17 protein-coding genes are annotated in these 16,328 nt (G+C 67.8%); 1 reads left to right on the top strand and 16 read right to left on the bottom strand.

Annotation, left to right across the window (positions count from 1 at the left end; genetic code table 11):
• Positions 1–7 precede the first annotated feature (7 nt).
• Genes AC1DHY_RS06480 through pyrR form a run of 4 tightly spaced genes read right to left on the bottom strand, consistent with a single transcriptional unit; the run spans position 8 to position 3,517 of the window.
• Positions 8–526 (bottom strand): PH-like domain-containing protein, encoded by a 519-nt coding sequence (locus AC1DHY_RS06480; RefSeq protein WP_476879864.1) that lies wholly within the window; start codon positions 524–526, stop codon positions 8–10.
• The gene (locus tag AC1DHY_RS06475) at positions 526–1,911 is read right to left on the bottom strand and encodes a dihydroorotase (RefSeq protein ID WP_476879865.1); all 1,386 of its coding nucleotides are present in this window, start codon (positions 1,909–1,911) and stop codon (positions 526–528) included. The genes AC1DHY_RS06480 and AC1DHY_RS06475 overlap by 1 nt, the downstream gene beginning before the upstream one ends.
• On the bottom strand, positions 1,911–2,918 hold the full coding sequence (locus AC1DHY_RS06470; RefSeq protein ID WP_476903350.1) for an aspartate carbamoyltransferase catalytic subunit: 1,008 nt from the start codon (positions 2,916–2,918) through the stop codon (positions 1,911–1,913). Before AC1DHY_RS06470 ends, AC1DHY_RS06475 begins: the two co-directional genes overlap by 1 nt.
• Positions 2,915–3,517, bottom strand: coding sequence for a bifunctional pyr operon transcriptional regulator/uracil phosphoribosyltransferase PyrR (gene pyrR / locus AC1DHY_RS06465; protein WP_476880657.1), 603 nt, complete (start codon positions 3,515–3,517; stop codon positions 2,915–2,917). Before pyrR ends, AC1DHY_RS06470 begins: the two co-directional genes overlap by 4 nt.
• Before the next feature lie 166 nt (positions 3,518–3,683).
• On the opposite strand from pyrR, the gene AC1DHY_RS06460 reads away from it, so the two are divergent.
• Positions 3,684–4,946, top strand: coding sequence for a PrsW family intramembrane metalloprotease (locus tag AC1DHY_RS06460; RefSeq protein WP_476903349.1), 1,263 nt, complete (start codon positions 3,684–3,686; stop codon positions 4,944–4,946).
• 71 nt (positions 4,947–5,017) lie between these two features.
• Here the strand turns inward: AC1DHY_RS06460 and nusB are convergent, their stop codons facing one another.
• The 12 genes from nusB to AC1DHY_RS06400 form a co-directional block, all read right to left on the bottom strand.
• Entirely contained in the window at positions 5,018–5,428 is a 411-nt protein-coding gene (nusB, locus tag AC1DHY_RS06455) for a transcription antitermination factor NusB (RefSeq protein ID WP_476880677.1), read from the bottom strand.
• Positions 5,428–5,991 carry an elongation factor P gene (gene efp, locus AC1DHY_RS06450; protein ID WP_018773146.1) on the bottom strand — a complete coding sequence of 188 codons (564 nt, stop codon included), beginning with the start codon at positions 5,989–5,991 and terminating at the stop codon, positions 5,428–5,430. The genes nusB and efp overlap by 1 nt, the downstream gene beginning before the upstream one ends.
• 144 nt (positions 5,992–6,135) lie before the next feature.
• Complete coding sequence (locus AC1DHY_RS06445) at positions 6,136–6,654, bottom strand: tetratricopeptide repeat protein (protein ID WP_476903348.1); 519 nt, start codon at positions 6,652–6,654, stop codon at positions 6,136–6,138.
• On the bottom strand, positions 6,654–7,745 hold the full coding sequence (gene aroB / locus AC1DHY_RS06440; protein ID WP_476880220.1) for a 3-dehydroquinate synthase: 1,092 nt from the start codon (positions 7,743–7,745) through the stop codon (positions 6,654–6,656). Before aroB ends, AC1DHY_RS06445 begins: the two co-directional genes overlap by 1 nt.
• Positions 7,742–8,281: a shikimate kinase gene (locus AC1DHY_RS06435; RefSeq protein ID WP_476880219.1), complete on the bottom strand. Its 540-nt coding sequence runs from the start codon at positions 8,279–8,281 to the stop codon at positions 7,742–7,744. Before AC1DHY_RS06435 ends, aroB begins: the two co-directional genes overlap by 4 nt.
• A 56-nt stretch (positions 8,282–8,337) precedes the next feature.
• Entirely contained in the window at positions 8,338–9,537 is a 1,200-nt protein-coding gene (aroC, locus tag AC1DHY_RS06430) for a chorismate synthase (protein WP_476880218.1), read from the bottom strand.
• A gap of 26 nt (positions 9,538–9,563) precedes the next feature.
• The gene (locus AC1DHY_RS06425; RefSeq protein WP_476880217.1) at positions 9,564–10,442 is read right to left on the bottom strand and encodes a shikimate dehydrogenase; all 879 of its coding nucleotides are present in this window, start codon (positions 10,440–10,442) and stop codon (positions 9,564–9,566) included.
• Entirely contained in the window at positions 10,439–12,154 is a 1,716-nt protein-coding gene (gene mltG / locus AC1DHY_RS06420) for an endolytic transglycosylase MltG (protein WP_476903347.1), read from the bottom strand. Before mltG ends, AC1DHY_RS06425 begins: the two co-directional genes overlap by 4 nt.
• Positions 12,138–12,749: a Holliday junction resolvase RuvX gene (gene ruvX / locus AC1DHY_RS06415; RefSeq protein ID WP_476903346.1), complete on the bottom strand. Its 612-nt coding sequence runs from the start codon at positions 12,747–12,749 to the stop codon at positions 12,138–12,140. The genes mltG and ruvX overlap by 17 nt, the downstream gene beginning before the upstream one ends.
• A 13-nt stretch (positions 12,750–12,762) precedes the next feature.
• A complete protein-coding gene (alaS, locus tag AC1DHY_RS06410) occupies positions 12,763–15,441 on the bottom strand; it encodes an alanine--tRNA ligase (RefSeq protein WP_476903345.1) in 2,679 nt (892 codons plus the stop codon).
• 168 nt (positions 15,442–15,609) lie between these two features.
• Complete coding sequence (locus AC1DHY_RS06405; protein WP_476879935.1) at positions 15,610–15,897, bottom strand: DUF6167 family protein; 288 nt, start codon at positions 15,895–15,897, stop codon at positions 15,610–15,612.
• 25 nt (positions 15,898–15,922) lie between these two features.
• Positions 15,923–16,297 carry a DUF948 domain-containing protein gene (locus tag AC1DHY_RS06400; RefSeq protein ID WP_476879934.1) on the bottom strand — a complete coding sequence of 125 codons (375 nt, stop codon included), beginning with the start codon at positions 16,295–16,297 and terminating at the stop codon, positions 15,923–15,925.
• Between the last annotated feature and the right edge of the window lie 31 nt (positions 16,298–16,328).

Genomic DNA, 16,328 nt, shown 5'->3' with positions numbered 1-16,328 from the left:
CACGTTGTTACTTTCCACTATCGGCGTCTGCCTGGGGGGCAGCGGAGATCAAATCTTGAAGGGTGGCCAGGAGCAGGACCTTGTCCTCGGCCCGGCGGGTGCGGAAACCGGTGTCCAGCTCGCGCGGCCCGAGCCGCCAGCTGAGTACCAGGAGTCCGTCTTTCTCGACGAATTTGCCGGCCATGCCGCTCTCCTGCCGAACGCCGGTGAGTGCGGCGGCCGGGATGAAAAGGGGCACGGCCCCGGATCGGTCGAACAGCACCCCGCCGGGGTGGACGCTGAGCTCGGCGTTGGTGCGGATCCCGAGCTGGTGCACGGCGATCCGGTCCAGCCAGTCGCCGGCCGTGGTGGAGGCAACATACTGGCCGGCAGCGGACGCCAGCGGCGCACCGGGTTCGTCCGGGACGGGGGGCAGGGGCTCGACGTCGGCCTGGCGGCGCAGGCGGTTGCGCCAGCCGACAGCGATCAGCGCGATGACCACCGCCGCGACGGCGAGCATCAGCAGCCCGGGGAGCAGCCTGTCCATCAGTTGCGGCCCGCCGGTGCGGCGTCGACGGCGTCGGCCGGCCACCGGTAGGGGGTGTTGAGCTGGCCGTCGAGGACGGTGGGGTGGCCTTTGAAGAACGTGGCCACTACCCGGCCGGGAAGTTCCCGGCCCGCGAACGGAGAGTTACGGCCCATGGTTGCCATCTTAGAAGGGTCCACGGTCCAGCGTGCAGCCGGGTCCACGAGTATGACGTTCCCGGGTTCGCCGGTCTCCAGCGGCCTGCCCTGGTCCTCGAGCCGGCCGATGGCTGCCGGTGTGGTGGAGGTAACGCGTGCAAAGTCGTCCCAGCCCATGAGCCCGGTCTCGATCATGGTGTGCTGCACCACGGAGAGCGCCGTTTCGAGGCCCGTCATGCCCATGGCGGCCTGGGCCCACTCGCATTCCTTGTGCTCGCTCGGGTGCGGTGCGTGGTCGGTGCCGATGACGTCGATCGTGCCGTCAGCCAGTGCGGCCCGCAGTGCCTGGACATCCGCGTCGGTGCGCAGCGGCGGGTTGACCTTGTAGACGGGGTCATAGCTGCGGACCAGTTCGTCGGTGAGCCAGAGGTGGTGCGGTGTGACCTCGGCCGTGACGTTGATGCCGCGGGACTTGGCCCAGCGGACAATTTCGACCGACCCCGCGGTGGACACGTGGCAGACGTGCAGCCGTGAGCCGACGTGCTGGGCGAGCAGCACGTCGCGGGCGATGATGCTTTCCTCGGCGACGGCGGGCCAGCCGGTGAGGCCCAGCACGGCCGAGACGTCGCCTTCGTTCATCTGCGCGCCGGCGGTGAGCCGGGGTTCCTGTGCGTGCTGCGCGACCACGCCGTCGAACGCTTTGACGTATTCGAGGGCACGGCGCATCAGGACGGGGTCGCTGACGCAGATCCCGTCGTCGGAGAACACCCGGACCCTGGCCCGCGAGTCGGCCATGGCGCCGAGCTCGGCGAGCTGTTGGCCGGCCAGGCCGACCGTGACGGCGCCGACGGGCCGGACGTCCACCCAGCCGGCGGTGCGGCCCAGGGTCAGGACCTGTTCGACGACGCCGGCGGTGTCCGCCACCGGGGTGCTGTTGGCCATCGCGTGCACGGCGGTGTAGCCGCCCAGGGCCGCTGCGCGGGTGCCGGTTTCGACCGTCTCGGCGTCCTCGCGGCCGGGTTCGCGCAGATGGGTGTGGATGTCCACCATGCCCGGCAGCGCGATGAGACCGGCGCCGTCGATGACGGTGGCGCCCTTGGCCGCTTCTGGGTCCGTGTCCAGGTTGGGGCCGCGGCCGGCGATGACGCCGTCGCGGATCAGCAGGTCCTCAGCGGCGCCGCCGAGAATCGAGGCTCCGCGGATGAGGTAGGCGCCGGCGCTGCCTGCGTCCTGGTGTTGTGATGCCATCAGTGGCTCTCCTTGGAGTAGGCGGCGGTGGGGGTGGCTGGCTCGCGGGAGTCCCCGGAGAGCAGCAGGTAGAGGGCGGCCATGCGGATGGACACGCCGTTGCGCACCTGTGCCAGGACGGTGGAACGGGGCGAGTCGGCGGCGGATGAGGAAATTTCGAGCCCGCGGTTCATCGGGCCGGGGTGCATGATGATGGTGTCCTTCAGGCCCAGGCGGTCCAGGGCACGGAGGCGGTTGTCGTCAAAGCCCCAGCGGCGGGAGTATTCGCGGGTGGACGGGAAGAAGGAAGCGTTCATCCGCTCGCCCTGAACGCGGAGCATCATCATCGCGTCCACGCCGCCGGCGAGTGTCTCGTCAAGGTCGTAGCTGACCTTGCAGGGCCACTGTTCGACGCCGATCGGCAGCAGCGTGGGCGGCGCCACCAGGGTCACGTCCGCCCCCAGGGTGCGCAGCAGCCAGACGTTGGAACGGGCGACGCGCGAGTGCAGGACGTCACCCGCGATCGCGACGCGCATTCCGCGCAGGTCGGCGCCGGTGGATGGCGTCCCCGCGAGCTTTGACCAGTGCCGGCGCATGGTGAATGCGTCCAGCAGCGCCTGGGTGGGGTGCTCGTGGGTGCCGTCGCCGGCGTTGATCACCGCGGCATCGATCCAGTCGGTTGCGGCCAGCCGGTGCGGGGCGCCGGAGGCCCAATGCCGGATGACGACGGCGTCTGCCCCCATTGCGGCCAGCGTCTGCGCGGTGTCCTTGAGGGACTCGCCCTTGGACACGGAAGAGCCCTTGGCTGCGAAGTTGATGACGTCCGCCGAGAGCCGTTTGGCCGCCGCCTCGAACGAGATCCGGGTGCGGGTGGAGTCCTCGAAGAAGAGGTTGACCACCGTGCGGCCCCGCAGTGCGGGGAGCTTCTTGACCTCCCGCTCCCCTACCGCGGCCATTTCTTCGGCGGTATCGAGGATGCGGATGGCGTCGGCGTAGCCCAGGTCTTCGGTGGAGAGCAGGTGCCTCATGCGGTGGCCTCGATGACTACTTCATCGGCGGCCGCGGCGTTGCCGGCGGAGTCCGTTTCGTGGAGCCGGACGCGGACTTTCTCCGAGGAGGACGTGGGGAGGTTTTTTCCCACGTGGTCGGCGCGGATCGGCAGTTCGCGGTGGCCACGGTCGATCAGGACGGCGAGGCGGACAATCCGGGGCCGGCCGAGGTCGATGATGGCGTCCAGTGCGGCGCGGATGGTGCGGCCGGAGTAGAGCACATCGTCGATGAGCACCACTACTTTGTTGTCGATCCCGGTCCGGGGCAGCTGCGTGGGGTACGGCGGCCGGGTGGGCTGGCGCGAGAGGTCGTCGCGGAACATGGTCACATCCAGCTGGCCGATAATTGCGGCCGGATCCACGCCGGGATCGGCGGCGGCAATCTTGGCGGCGAGGCGCTTGGCGAGTGGATAGCCGCGCCTGGGAATGCCCAGCAGGACAAGGTCCTGGGAGCCCTTGTTGGATTCGAGAATCTCATGGGCGATACGAGTCAGTGCACGGTCAATGTCGGCCTGGTTGAGGACAACCCTGCTGAGCTGGACCGCGGCCGGAACCGGTGCTTCTGGAACAGAAGTCAACGCTCGTCTCCCCTTTCCCCGCCTCACGGGACGGAATTAAAAAAGGATCATTTGCTCTTTCAAATTACCACACAGGCTGCCGCGGCCCCGCTCCGGCGGAGGCGTCGTCCGTCACACCGGAACCTGGCCGTTGGGCCGCCCGGACCGGGCACCATAGGCTCATGACATGACGAGCCCTGATCCCGGCCCCGGCCGGCCGGCACATGTGACGCCGGACCCGTTGCAGGAATCCAACCCCAGCTGGATGGGGCAGATCCAGCCTCAGCATTACCGGCCGGCGCCGGGCTTCGAGCAGCAACTGCAGCCCGGGTACCGGCCGCCGCCGCAGCCCGGGTATCCCCGGCTGCCCGCGGCAAGGGCTTCCGGAGGAATGGCCGCGCTGGTCCTCGGCGGCGGGGTCCTGGCATTCGTCAGCCTGTTCCTGGTTCTTCCCTTTGTGCTTCGCAGTACCGGTCCGGCTGGCTTCGTTGTGGGTTTCATCGCCTCTTTGCTGCCGCTGGGTTGTGTCCTGCTGGCCGTCCGCTACATTGACCGGTGGGAGCCCGAGCCCAAGCGGCTGCTGGTGTTCGCGTTCGGCTGGGGCGCCCTGGTGTCGATTTCCGTGACCATGCTGCTGCAGCCCGTTTTCTCGCTCGCCGCCGGCCCGGCCTCGGGACTGGACTACCAGACGTTTGCCGTGACCGTCCAGGCGCCGGTGGTGGAGGAGTTCGCGAAATCCCTGGGACTGTTGCTGCTCCTCGTGTTTGCCCGCAAGCAGTTCGACGGCCCGGTGGACGGGGTGGTCTTCGCCTTCACCATTGCCGGCGGTTTCGCGTTCACGGAAAACATCCTGTACTTCGGCCGGGCCATCGCCGAGTCGTCCAACCCGGGCGTTGATTTCGCGGTGGTGTTCTTCCTCCGCGGGGTGATGTCACCCTTCGCCCACGCGATCTTCACCGGCAGCACCGGCCTCGTCCTGGGCCTGGCGGCACGCCGCTGGCATTCCGGCCTGAGCCTGCTGGCCTTCCCGGTAGGGCTGGTCCCGGCCATGGTGCTGCACAGCGGTTGGAACTCCATGGGGCAGGACTTCCTGGCCCAGTACATCCTGGTCCAGGTCCCGATCTTCCTGGCCGCGGTACTGGTGGTGGTGCTGCTGCGCGTCGCCGAACGCCGGCTGACCCGCCAGCGGTTGCAGGAGTATGCGGCAGCCGGCTGGTTTTCGGGCCAGGAGGTCGCGATGCTGGCAACACCGGCCGGGCGCCGCTCGGCCCTGCGCTGGGCGCGCTCCATCGGGCGCACCCCGCAGATGCGGGCGTTCCTGCAGGCGGCCACCCGGCTGGCCCTGACCCGCCAGCGGATCCTCAGCGGCCGGGACGTCCCGGCCCACCGGCTCGACGAGCAACGGCAGCTGGCAGAGATCCTGCTCCTGCGTGACGCCGTTCTGCACTGAGGCAGTGGCCCAACGCAAAGGACCGGTGCCCGCCATAAGGCGGACACCGGTCCTTTGAGGTCAACGGCGCATCAGGCCAGCAGCGAAGGCTTCAGCTGCTGGAGGCGGCCAAGGAGGCCGTTGATGAACGACGGCGACTCGTCGGTGGAGAGCGTCTTGGCCAGCGCCACGGCTTCGCTCACAGCAACGCCGTCCGGAACGTCGTCGTTGTAGAGCAGTTCCCAGGTGCCGATCCGCAGGATAATGCGGTCCACCGCGGGCATCCGCTCCAGCGACCAGCCCTGCGAGTAGGTTTCGAGGAATTCGTCGATCGCGGCCTGGTGGGACACGACCCCCTCGACGACTTCCAGGGTGTAGGGGTTGATGATCTGATCCGTCTTTTCACGACGGGCACGCAGCACATCGAATGCGGAGGTGGAGCGCTGCTCCGCCTCGAAGAGAACATCCAGGGCCCGGTTACGGGCCTTACCGCGGGCACTCACTAGTCGTTGACCCGGCCGAGGTAGCTGCCGTCGCGGGTGTCGACCTTGACCTTGGTGTTGTTCTCAACGAACAGGGGCACCTGGATCTCGTAGCCGGTTTCGAGCGTGGCGGGCTTGGTGCCGGCCGAGGAACGGTCGCCCTGCAGGCCCGGCTCCGTGTAGGTAATCTCAAGCACGACGCTCGGGGGCAGTTCGATGTACAGCGGGTTGCCCTCGTGGATGGCGATGTTCACCATCTGGTTTTCGAGCATGAAGTTGGTGGCATCGCCCACGGTCGCGGCGGAAACAGTGAGCTGGTCGAAGTCCGAGGTGTCCATGAACACGAAGTCGGCGCCGTCCTGGTACAGGTACTGGTAGTCGCGGCGGTCAACCGTTGCGGTCTCAATCTTGAGTCCGGCGTTGAAGGTCTTGTCGACGACCTTGCCGGACATCACGTTGCGCATCTTGGTGCGGACGAACGCGCCACCCTTGCCGGGCTTGACGTGCTGGAACTCGATGATGTTCCACAGCTGGCCCTCGAGCTTGAGCACGGTTCCGTTCTTGATGTCGTTCGTGGTTGCCACAGTATCCTCAGGTTTCTTCGTGGACTGGTTCTAGCCACCAGCCGCCTATGCCAGGCGGGCACGCCAATCGGCCCGCCAGCGCGTATTTATCAAAAATCCAAAAACCATTCTACCGGTTTTGCCGGCAGGCTGCCGTACGGTCCCCTAGCAGGCCAGGTCGAGCACGTCCCGGGCCCGCTGCAGCGCCACCGTCGAGGAGTAGATCAGGGCCGCGTCCGCTGAGCCCGCCACCCGCAGGTCGAGCGCTCTGGCGAAGGACTCGACGGCGGCGGCGGCGTGGCCGGCTGCGAAGTGCGAACGGCCCAGGTGCTGCCGGACGACGGCCTCCTCCGGGGTCCCCTGGGCTTCCGGAAGCAGTTGCCGGTAGAGCTCAACGGCGCGGTCGAAGCGGTGCGAAACGCGCAGGACCTCGGCCTCGAACATCCGGAGCCGGAAGGAGTCCGGGTCCTTGTACCGCGCCTCTGCCAGCAGCTCCGCGGCCTCGCCCGGGTGCCCCTCAACCAGGCGGACGAAGATCAGGTCCGTCGGGTCCGTGGACCGGGCCAGGGCTTCGGCGCACGCGTCCTCGTTGACCACCTGCGGCATCAGTGTTTCAGGGTTGATCCGGATGCCGGGGAACCCGCCGTCGGGCCATTCGGTGGTGCCGCCGTTGTCGCTGATCATCAGGACGCGATTTCCTGGTAGGCCGCGAAAAGCAGCGAGGTGTCCGGCACGTCGAGGATGCCGGGGCGGCCGACGCCGTCGAGCACAACGAAGCGCAGCAGGTCGCCGCGGGACTTTTTGTCCCGCCGCATTCCGTCGAGCAGCGCCTGCCAGCGGTCACGCCGGTAGGTGATGGGCAGGCCGAGGCTCTCGAGGATGGTGCGGTGCCTGTCGGCGTCGGCGTCGCTGAGGCGTCCCACGCTGCGGGCGAGCTCCGCGGCGAACATCATGCCCACCGAGACGGCGGCCCCGTGGCGCCACGAGTAGCGTTCGGCCAGTTCGATCGCGTGCCCCAGGGTGTGGCCGTAGTTCAGGATCTCGCGCTGCCCGGTTTCTTTCAGGTCCTCGGAGACCACCCGGGCCTTGACCGTGATGGCCCGTTCGATCAGTTCCCGGAGGACATCGGAGCGGGGATCGGAGACCGCCGCCGGGTCCTTCTCGATCAGGTCGAGGATGGCGGGATCGGCAATGAACCCGCATTTGATGACCTCGGCCATGCCGGAGATGATCTCGTTCTTCGGCAGCGTGTCCAGGGTGTCGAGGTCCGCGAGGACCCCGGCCGGCGGGTGGAAGGCGCCCACCAGGTTTTTGCCTTCTGCGGTGTTGATGCCGGTTTTCCCGCCGACGGCGGCGTCCACCATGCCGAGAAGGCTGGTGGGCATGTGGATGACCTTGACTCCGCGCAGCCAGGTGGCGGCGACGAAACCGGCGAGGTCGGTCACCGCTCCCCCGCCGACGGCGACGATTGCGTCCGACCGGGTGAAGTCATTCTGGCCCAGGACCTGCCAGCAGAAGGAGGCCACCTCGATGTGTTTGCCCTCTTCGGCGTCCGGGATTTCAGCGGTCAGCGCGGTGAAGCCGGCGGCGGCCAGCTCCTCACGGACGGTGTCGCCGGTCAGCCGGAGCGCCCGCGGGTGAATGACGAGGACACGCTGGACGCGCTCCCCCAGCAGTCCAGGGAGGCTGGCCAGCAGGCCCCGACCGACGACGACGTCGTAGTTTTCCCCCGGAGTGGTGCCGGTGACTTTAATGACTGTTGATTCGGTGTTCACTTTTCAACTTTCCTAGTCGCTGCTGGCGCCGGAGTTTCCGCGGTACTGGCGTCGGTAAACTGCTCCAGCGCATCTTCAAGCCGGCGCGCGAGGTCCTGGACGGACCCGGTGCGGACGTCGAGTGTCAGGTCGGCGAGCCGTTCGTACACCGGCTGCCGGGTGGCGAACAGGGCCCGCCAGCGTTCCAATGCGTCGCCGGCCAATAGCGGCCGCCCGGAGTTCCGGGCGATCCTTTCGGACACGGTGGCGGCGTCGCATTCGAGGTAGACCACGGTGCAGCTGGCGAGCAGCTGCTGGGTCCCCGAGTCCAGTACGGCACCCCCGCCGAGGGAGATGACGGTGTTGCTGCCAGCCGCGTTTTCGATGGCCTGGGCGACGGCCCTGGCCTCCAGTTCGCGGAACGCGCATTCGCCCTGGCCGGCGAAGATGTCCGCGATGCTCCCGTGCTGGGCGACGACTTCGGCGTCGGTGTCAACAAACGGTGCGCCGAGCTGGAGGGCAAGCTGCTGGCCGATGGCCGACTTCCCCACCGCCATCGGGCCGATCAGTGCGACCGGGCGGTCCTGTCCTTTGCGTGGATTACGAGGCGGCACTAGTGCCCGATCGAGTCCAGGGACGCCGGGATGTTGTCCAGGTAGCCCTTGATGTTGCGGGCGGTCTCCTGCACGGAGTCGCCGCCGAATTTTTCCGTGACCGCTTCGGCAAGCACCAAAGCCACCATGGCCTCGGCCACCACGCCCGCGGCCGGGACCGCACAGACGTCCGAGCGCTGGTGGTGGGCCTTGGCGGCTTCTCCGGTCTTCACGTCAACGGTCTTGAGCGCACGGGGCACCGTCGCGATGGGCTTCATCGCGGCACGGACCCGGAGCACGTCGCCAATGCTCATGCCGCCCTCGATGCCGCCGGCCCGGTTGGAGGTGCGGATGATCCGGCCGTCGGCATCCTTCACGATTTCATCGTGGGCTGCGGAGCCGCGGCGCGCCGCTGTGAGGAAGCCGTCGCCGACTTCAACGCCCTTGATCGCCTGGATACCCATCAGGGCCGCGGCGAGGCGCGAATCGAGGCGGCGGTCCCAGTGCACGTAACTGCCCAGTCCCGGCGGGAGGCCGTAGGCGAGGACTTCGACGACGCCGCCAAGGGTTTCGCCCTCCTTGTGGGCAGCGTCCACCTCGGCCACCATCGCGTCGGACGTTTCGCGGTCGAAGCAGCGCAGCGGATCGGCGTCGAGCGCCAGTACGTTCGAGGGCACCGGCAGGGGCCGTCCCTCGGGAACGGAAACGTTGGCGATCGAGACGGTGTGCGAGACCAGCTCGATGCCGAGCTGCTGCAGGAAGGCGGCGGCGACGGCGCCGAGGGCCACCCGGGTTGCGGTTTCCCGGGCGCTGGCGCGTTCCAGGACGGGCCGTGCCTCATCGAAGCCGTACTTCTGCATGCCGGTGAAATCGGCGTGGCCGGGCCGTGGCCGGGTCAGGGGCGCGTTGCGGGCCTGATCGGCGAGGACTTCCGGATCCACGGGGTCAGCGGACATAATCTGTTCCCACTTGGGCCATTCGGTGTTGCCCACCTGGATGGCGACGGGGCCGCCCTGCGTGGTTCCGTGGCGGACACCGCCGAGCACTGAGACCGTGTCCTGTTCGAACTTCATCCGGGCGCCGCGGCCGTATCCAAGGCGCCGCCGGGCAAGTGCCTCGACGATCCGGTCGCTGGTGAGCTCCACACCGGCGGGGACGCCTTCGATAATTCCGACCAGGGCCGGGCCATGGGATTCTCCGGCAGTCAACCAACGCAACATAAAATCCATCCTGCCATGCAAGGCACTTAGAACACCCGTCGAGGAGCCCCGACTGCGTCACACATCACATCTATGACTTCGGCCGGGACGGGGCCGCCGAGGCCGCTGAAGTGGCGTACCTGTTCGATGGCCTGGTACAGCAGCATTTCCAGCCCGGGCACCACACTGCCGCCCCGGGCCGCCCAGGCCGCGGCGATCCGGCTGGGCCAGGGCTCGTAGGCCACGTCGAGGAGCACGCCGGTTGCTGCGGCTCCGGCGGGCAGGGTGGCCAGCTGTTCCGCCAGCCCGTCGGCTGCCCGCGGGGGGAGGGTGGAGATGACGACGTCGGCGGCCGCGACGGCCGGTGCGGCCATCTCCAGGGGCAGGACCGTCAGGGACAGTCCGACGGCGGCCGCCGCTGTCCGGGCTTCGGCGGCGCGGCCGACGTCCCGGACGTAGACCGTGGCGGCGGGGGCACCGAGTTCCTTCAGGGCCGCCACTGCGGCCGCCGCTGTTCCGCCGCCGCCCAGGATGACGGCGGTGGGCTCACGGCTGGCCCCGGCGTAGCGCAGGGCGTTCACGATTCCCGCGACGTCCGTGTTGTAGCCCACCAGCCGGGCCGGCGCGCCGGTGGCCGGCTGTGCCCGCTCGAACGCGACGGTGTTGATGACCCCGAGGTCCCGGGCCACGCCGCGGACTTCGTCCACCTCCGCGGCCATGGCAGCCTTCAGCGGCATGGTGACGGACAGTCCGCGCCAGCCGCCGTCGGCCCGGACACCAGCCATAAAGGCGGGCAGGGCGTCGACGGTGACATCAATGGCGTCGTAGTCCATCGCGACGCCGAGCTGCGCGTAGGCGGCGCGGTGCAGCGCCGGGGACTTCGAGTGGCTGATGGGATGACCGAGGACGGCGGCCCGCAGCGTCACACGCAACGGCCCGGGTTGGCCTCGCACCACGCGTTGTACTTGGCGACGTAGCCGTTGTGCTCGGCCAGGGTCTTGGAGAACTTGGTCTCCTTGGTGTCCAGGTTGATGGTGACCCAGTACAGGTAGTCGTTGCTCTTGGGTTTGGCGGCCGCGTCGAGGGCGCGCTTGCCCGGCGAGCCAATGGGACCGGCCGGGAGGCCAACATTGGCGTACGTGTTGTACTTGTTGGACTTGTCGGCCTTCTGGGCCTCGTCGATATGGAAGCTGCGGATGCCCAGGCCGTAGGTCACCGTGGCGTCCGACTGGATGAGTCCGTTGGTCTCGGTGTTGTTCGGCTTCAGCCGGTTGTAGATGGCACCTGCCACGTCCCCGTACTCGGCCTGGCCACCCTCGGCCTGCACAATGCTGGCGACCGTCACGACGTCGTACTGCTTGTTCGGGTCGGTGACGCCTTGGGCCTTGAGCTCGTCGAGTGCGCTGCCGCTGAGTTTCTTCAGGATGTCCTTGGCGGAGGTCCCGATCGGGAAGCGGTATTCACCCGGGAACAGGAATCCCTCGAGGTTCTTGGCCTTGGCAGGGACGCCGAACTGCTTCGGGTTATCGCTCAGTGCCTTCAGTTCCGGCACCGAAATACCTGTGCCGTCGGAGATGGCCTGCAGCGATTCGTTGATCCTCAGGCCGGCGCTCAGGGCAAAGTACATCACCTTGTCGGCGCCCTTGTTCAGCAGGATCGCGACGGCGTCGGCGTTGTTCATTTCCTGCCGCAGCGTGAAGGTGCCGGGGCTTAGCGCTCCCCCGGAGGACGCGAACTGCTTGACGAATGAGTCGGCGTTGGCGATGACCTTCTTGGATTCGAGGTCCGCGGCCACGGACCGGGGCCCGGCGCCTGGCGGCACGGTGATGGTCACGGAGCCGGTGCCGGGGCCAGGATAGTCTGCTGCGGCGTTTCCACCGAGAAGGGGTTTGATGACCTGGGCGCCGACGACGATCGCGACGACGAAGACGGTCAGCGTCAGGAGCAGAGCGAGGAAGCGGCGGCGCCGGCGGACCTTCTTGGAGGGGCCCTTCGCGGTGGGAATGCCGGCGGCCCCGGCCATCAGGCCGTGGCCCGGCTCCTCGTCGTAGCCGTGGGGGTCGTCCTCGTGGTGGCCCGCGTAGGCGGGATCGTAATCTGCCTCGTGGTGGGCGCTGTGGCCGTACTGCAGTTCGTCGGCACGGCGCAGGGTTTCCTCGCGGGACATACCGGCGGCGTAGTTGTGGACGGGCTCGTGGACCGGTTCCTCATAAACGGGGTCCTCGGCAACGGGCTCGTGGTGAACCGGCTCGTGGTGCACGGGTTCCTGGGCAACGGGCTCGTGGTGAACCGGCTCCTCGGCAACGGGCTCGTGGTGAACCGGCTCCTCGGCAACGGGCTCGTGGTGAACCCGTTCCTGGGGCGCGGGATCCTCACGGGTGGGCTCAGCGGGGTCCTCGCGAACCGGTTCGTGCACGGTCGGCTCTGCGACGGGAAGGTCCGGGGCGGCAGCTTCGCGGGGAGCGTCGGGCTGCTCTGCCGAAGCTTCGGACTCGGTCTCGAAAGCCTGGGGCGGGATGACATCGTGACCCTGTGTCGCCAGGAACTTCTCCTGGGCACGGATCTCTTTACGCGTCAGCGGACGGCCAGCGCCATTATTGGCATCACCAGAGGAGTCGTCATTATTGACCGGGCTCACTGTAGCCTTCCAGTTTGGGCAGAATGCGTTGTGCAGAATGCGTTTGTACTGCCGGGGCGGCCTGAGCGCCGCCGCCGGGTGGCCCCGGCGGCAGGTCCGCGCTGACGCGGCTTCCCACTTCCGTTCCCCTGGCCTTTTGCATATCGATCGCGTGCTGCAGAATGGCTGCGGCGGCGACCTGATCAACTACTTTACGGTGGTCCTTGCTGCTCATGCCAGCTTGGTGCAGGTTGCGGTGGGCTGTCACCGTGGTCAGCCGTTCGTCAACCAGCCTCACTGGCACGTCGGAACCGGCCTCGGATAGTTTCCCGACGAGTAGCTTTGCATACTCGGTGGCCATTCGTGCGGAAGCGTGCTCTTCACCTTTCATGGTGCGCGGCAAACCAACGAAGATTTCGACCGCCTCGAGCTCCCCGGCCAGCTTTGCGAGAATTCCCACATCAGTGTTCTTCTTCACGTTGCGGGTCAGGGTACGCAGCGGAGTGGCGAGGATCCCGTCCCGGTCGCACACCGCCACGCCCACGCGCACGGTACCGACGTCTACCCCGAGTTTCACGCCCCGGGGGTAGCCGCGGGGTATGGCCGATTCAGTCATCCGTTGTTCCGTGCTAGCGCCGGGTGATGGCGTCCACGACGGCGGTGAGGGCCGTGCCGACCTTGGCTGCGTCCGTGCCGCCGCCCTGGGCGACGTCGTCCTTGCCACCGCCGCCGCCGCCGAGGATGCCGGCAGCGAGGCGCACCAGCGCACCGGCCTTAACCCCGGCGGCCCGTGCTGCTTCGTTGGTGGCGATCAGGATGACCGGGCGGTCGTTGCTGACGCCGGCGACGGCGACGGCGGCGGGCTCGGACCCGAGGCGGGTCCGGAGGTCCAGCGCCAGTCCGCGGAGGTCATCGGCGCCGCTGACCATGCCGGCGTCGTGGGCAATAACCTTCACGCCGGCAGCGTCCTTGGCGGTGCCGACCAGCTGTGCGGCCGCGGCCGACAGCTGCTCCTTGCGCAGCCGCTCCAGTTCCTTTTCAGCCGTCTTGAGCTTGGTCAGGGTGCTTGCGATGCGCTCGGTGAGCAGGCCGGACGGAACCTTGAGCATTTCCGTCAGTTCAGTGACCAGGGCGCGTTCGGCCGCGAGGTGCCGGAACGCGTCCATGCCGACGAAGGCCTCCACACGGCGGTTTCCCGAACCGACGGACTGCTCGCCCAACAGGGAGAGGCTGCCGATGAGGGAGGTGTTGGAGACGTGCGTGCCGCCGCACAGCTCGCGGGACCAGGCGCCGTCGATCTCCACAACACGGACTTCGTTGCCGTAGTTCTCGCCGAACAGTGCCATGGCGCCCAGCGCCTTGGCTTCCGCGAGTCCCATGACCTTGGTCTGGACCTGGAAGTTGTTCCGGATGGCGATGTTGGAGACTTCCTCGATCTCGGAGCGCGTGGCGGCGCTGAGGCCTTCACCCCAGGAGAAGTCGAAGCGGAGGTATCCGGCCTTGTTGAAGGATCCGCGCTGCAGGGCTTCCGGCCCGAGGATCTGGTGCAGGGCGGCATGCACAATGTGCGTGCCGGTGTGGGCCTGTTCGGCGGCGTGGCGGCGTTCCCGGTCGACGGCGGCCTGGACCATGGCGTCGGCCCCGATTTCGCCTTCACGGACGATCGCCTTGTGCACGCTGAGTCCCTTGATGGGCCGCTGGACGTCCAGGACCTCGACGACGAACCCGTCGCCGGTGATGAGCCCGGTGTCGGCGGCCTGGCCGCCGGCCTCGGCGTAGAACGGCGTTTCGGCCAGGACCAGTTCGATTTCGTCACCGGTGGAGGCCTGCGAGACCTTGCGGCCGCCGGCCAGGATGCCGCGGACCTTCGACTCGCCGGCGAGCTCGGTGTAGCCGGTGAAGACGGTCTCGCCGGCGGCCAGGAGTTCCTGGAACGCGCTGAGGTCGGCGTGGGCGCCCTTCTTGCCCTTGGCGTCGGCCTGGGCGCGCTGGCGCTGTTCCAGCATCAGTTTGCGGAACTCGGGCTCGTCGACCTTGAGGCCCGCTTCCTCGGCCATTTCCAGGGTGAGGTCGATCGGGAAGCCGTAGGTGTCGTGCAGGGCGAAGGCGTCGGCGCCGGAGAGCGGCTGGCCCGCGGCCTTGGACTCCTTCACGGCGTCCTCGAGGCGGGCGGTGCCGGAGGCGATGGTGCGCAGGAACGCCTTTTCCTCGGCGTAGGCGATCCGGCTGATCCGGTCGAAGTCGGTCTCGACGATCGGGTAGACGCCCTTCATGGCGTCCCGGGATGCGGGCAGCAGGTCGGGCAGGCACGCCTTTTCGACGCCCAGCAGGCGCATGGAGCGCACGGCCCGGCGGATCAGGCGGCGCAGCACGTAGCCGCGGCCCTCATTGGAGGGTGTTACGCCGTCGGCAATCAGCATCAGGGCGGACCGGATGTGGTCGGCGACCACGCGCATCCGGACGTCGTCCGTGTGGTGCGGGTCTTCCGCGGTCTCGGCGGAGGTGTATTCCTTGCCGGAGAGAGCGGCGGCTTTGTCGATAACCGGGCGGACCTGGTCTGTTTCGTACATGTTCTCGACGCCCTGCAGGATCATCGCGAGGCGCTCCATGCCGAGGCCGGTGTCGATGTTCTTCTTGGGGAGCTCGCCGGTGATGTCGAAGTCGACCTTGGAGCGCACATTGTCAATCTGGTACTGCATGAACACGAGGTTCCAGATCTCGATGTAGCGGGTCTCGTCGGCCAGCGGGCCGCCTTCGATGCCGTAGGCGGGGCCGCGGTCGTAGTAGATCTCGGAGCAGGGGCCTGCCGGGCCCGGCTGGCCGGTGGACCAGTAGTTGTCGGCCTTGCCCATCCGCTGGATGCGTTCGGCGGGCACGCCGGTGTTCTTGAGCCAAAGCTCCTTGGCTTCGTCGTCCTCTTCGTACACCGTCACCCAGAGGCGCTCCGGCGGAAGGCCGTAGCCGCCGTCGTCAACGCTGGTGGTCAGCAGTTCCCAGGCGAACTTGATGGCGTCTTCCTTGAAGTAATCGCCGAAGGAGAAGTTGCCGCACATCTGGAAGAAGGTGCCGTGGCGGGCCGTCTTGCCGACTTCCTCGATGTCGCCGGTCCGGATGCACTTCTGCACGCTGGTGGCCCGCGAGTAGGGTGCTTCCTCACGGGCGGTCAGGTACGGAATGAACGGGACCATACCGGCCACCGTGAACAGCAGGGAGGGGTCGCTGGAGACCAGGGAGGCCGAGGGCACGGCGGTGTGGCCCTTGCTGACAAAAAAGTCGATCCAGCGCTTGGTGATCTCCTGCGACTTCATAACCTGGTTACTTACCCTTCAATATTCACTGCATAGTTGGTTCCCGGATGCTGGCCGGCAGCTGGTGGTGGCGCCAAACGCCGTGCTGCCGCCTCCGGAAGGCTTGAAATACCGGACTGGTTCCGGCAGGCATCCCGCGGGACGCCGGTGCTTCTCATTCTCTCCCGGCTAGCGCCGGACCGCACCCCGGCCCGGCAGGGCACCGTAGGGGGCCTCGGCGGCGGAGTCCGCGCCGGCGTCGGCCGCGACGTCCACGCCGAGGGCCGTGCGGAGTTCGGTCTCCCGTTCGCGCATGCCCACGCGGACGGCGTCGGCGAAATCGTACACACCGTCGGCGAGGCGGCCGACGGCACGGTTCAGGCCCTCGGGGCCAAGCGTTGACTGCGCCTCGGTGAGCTTGCGGAAGGCGATGACGCCGATCGCGACCCCGATGCCCATCCAGATGATCCTGTTCATGTCAGTTCCTGTCAGGTCGGCGTGGTCAGCGGCTGCGGCGGCCGGTGGCGGGTTTCTTGCGGGCCGTGAAGGCGGAGCGGACGCCGTAGCTGAACGCGGCCACCTTGATCAGCGGGGAACCGACGGTGGCGGCCACCAGGGAGGACAGCGCCGAGATGTTGGCGGAGGCATCCGAGACGTTGGAGGAGATCCCGTCAACCTTCTTCAACTGCTGGTTGGTAGTGGAGACGGTGGCAGTGACCTCATCCATGAGGGGGGTGGCGCCGTCGCTGATCGAACGGATGGTGCTGCGCACCTCGTCAAAGACGCCCCCGAGCTTCAGGATCGGCACGGCGAGCAGCAGCACCAGCAGTGCAAACACCCCGGCCGCGATCAGGCCGGCAATATCGCCACCAGTCATAGACGTTCATCTCCTTGAAACTCCGTGGATT

It is taken from the genome of Arthrobacter sp. 05L44 (genome assembly GCF_056397605.1).
Note: the sequence above shows the minus strand (reverse complement) of the source record. Positions and strands in the feature narration are given on the sequence as shown.

What these genes read in the sequence shown, in the direction of transcription:
- AC1DHY_RS06480 (WP_476879864.1), bottom strand. Translation starts at nt 526, where the DNA reads ATGGACAGGCTGCTCCCCGGGCTGCTGATGCTCGCCGTCGCGGCGGTG.
- AC1DHY_RS06475 (WP_476879865.1), bottom strand. Translation starts at nt 1,911, where the DNA reads ATGGCATCACAACACCAGGACGCAGGCAGCGCCGGCGCCTACCTCATC.
- AC1DHY_RS06470 (WP_476903350.1), bottom strand. Translation starts at nt 2,918, where the DNA reads ATGAGGCACCTGCTCTCCACCGAAGACCTGGGCTACGCCGACGCCATC.
- AC1DHY_RS06460 (WP_476903349.1), top strand. Translation starts at nt 3,684, where the DNA reads ATGACGAGCCCTGATCCCGGCCCCGGCCGGCCGGCACATGTGACGCCG.
- AC1DHY_RS06445 (WP_476903348.1), bottom strand. Translation starts at nt 6,654, where the DNA reads ATGATCAGCGACAACGGCGGCACCACCGAATGGCCCGACGGCGGGTTC.
- AC1DHY_RS06435 (WP_476880219.1), bottom strand. Translation starts at nt 8,281, where the DNA reads ATGGCGGTGGGGAAGTCGGCCATCGGCCAGCAGCTTGCCCTCCAGCTC.
- aroC (WP_476880218.1), bottom strand. Translation starts at nt 9,537, where the DNA reads ATGTTGCGTTGGTTGACTGCCGGAGAATCCCATGGCCCGGCCCTGGTC.
- ruvX (WP_476903346.1), bottom strand. Translation starts at nt 12,749, where the DNA reads ATGACTGAATCGGCCATACCCCGCGGCTACCCCCGGGGCGTGAAACTC.
- alaS (WP_476903345.1), bottom strand. Translation starts at nt 15,441, where the DNA reads ATGAAGTCGCAGGAGATCACCAAGCGCTGGATCGACTTTTTTGTCAGC.
- AC1DHY_RS06405 (WP_476879935.1), bottom strand. Translation starts at nt 15,897, where the DNA reads ATGAACAGGATCATCTGGATGGGCATCGGGGTCGCGATCGGCGTCATC.
- AC1DHY_RS06400 (WP_476879934.1), bottom strand. Translation starts at nt 16,297, where the DNA reads ATGACTGGTGGCGATATTGCCGGCCTGATCGCGGCCGGGGTGTTTGCA.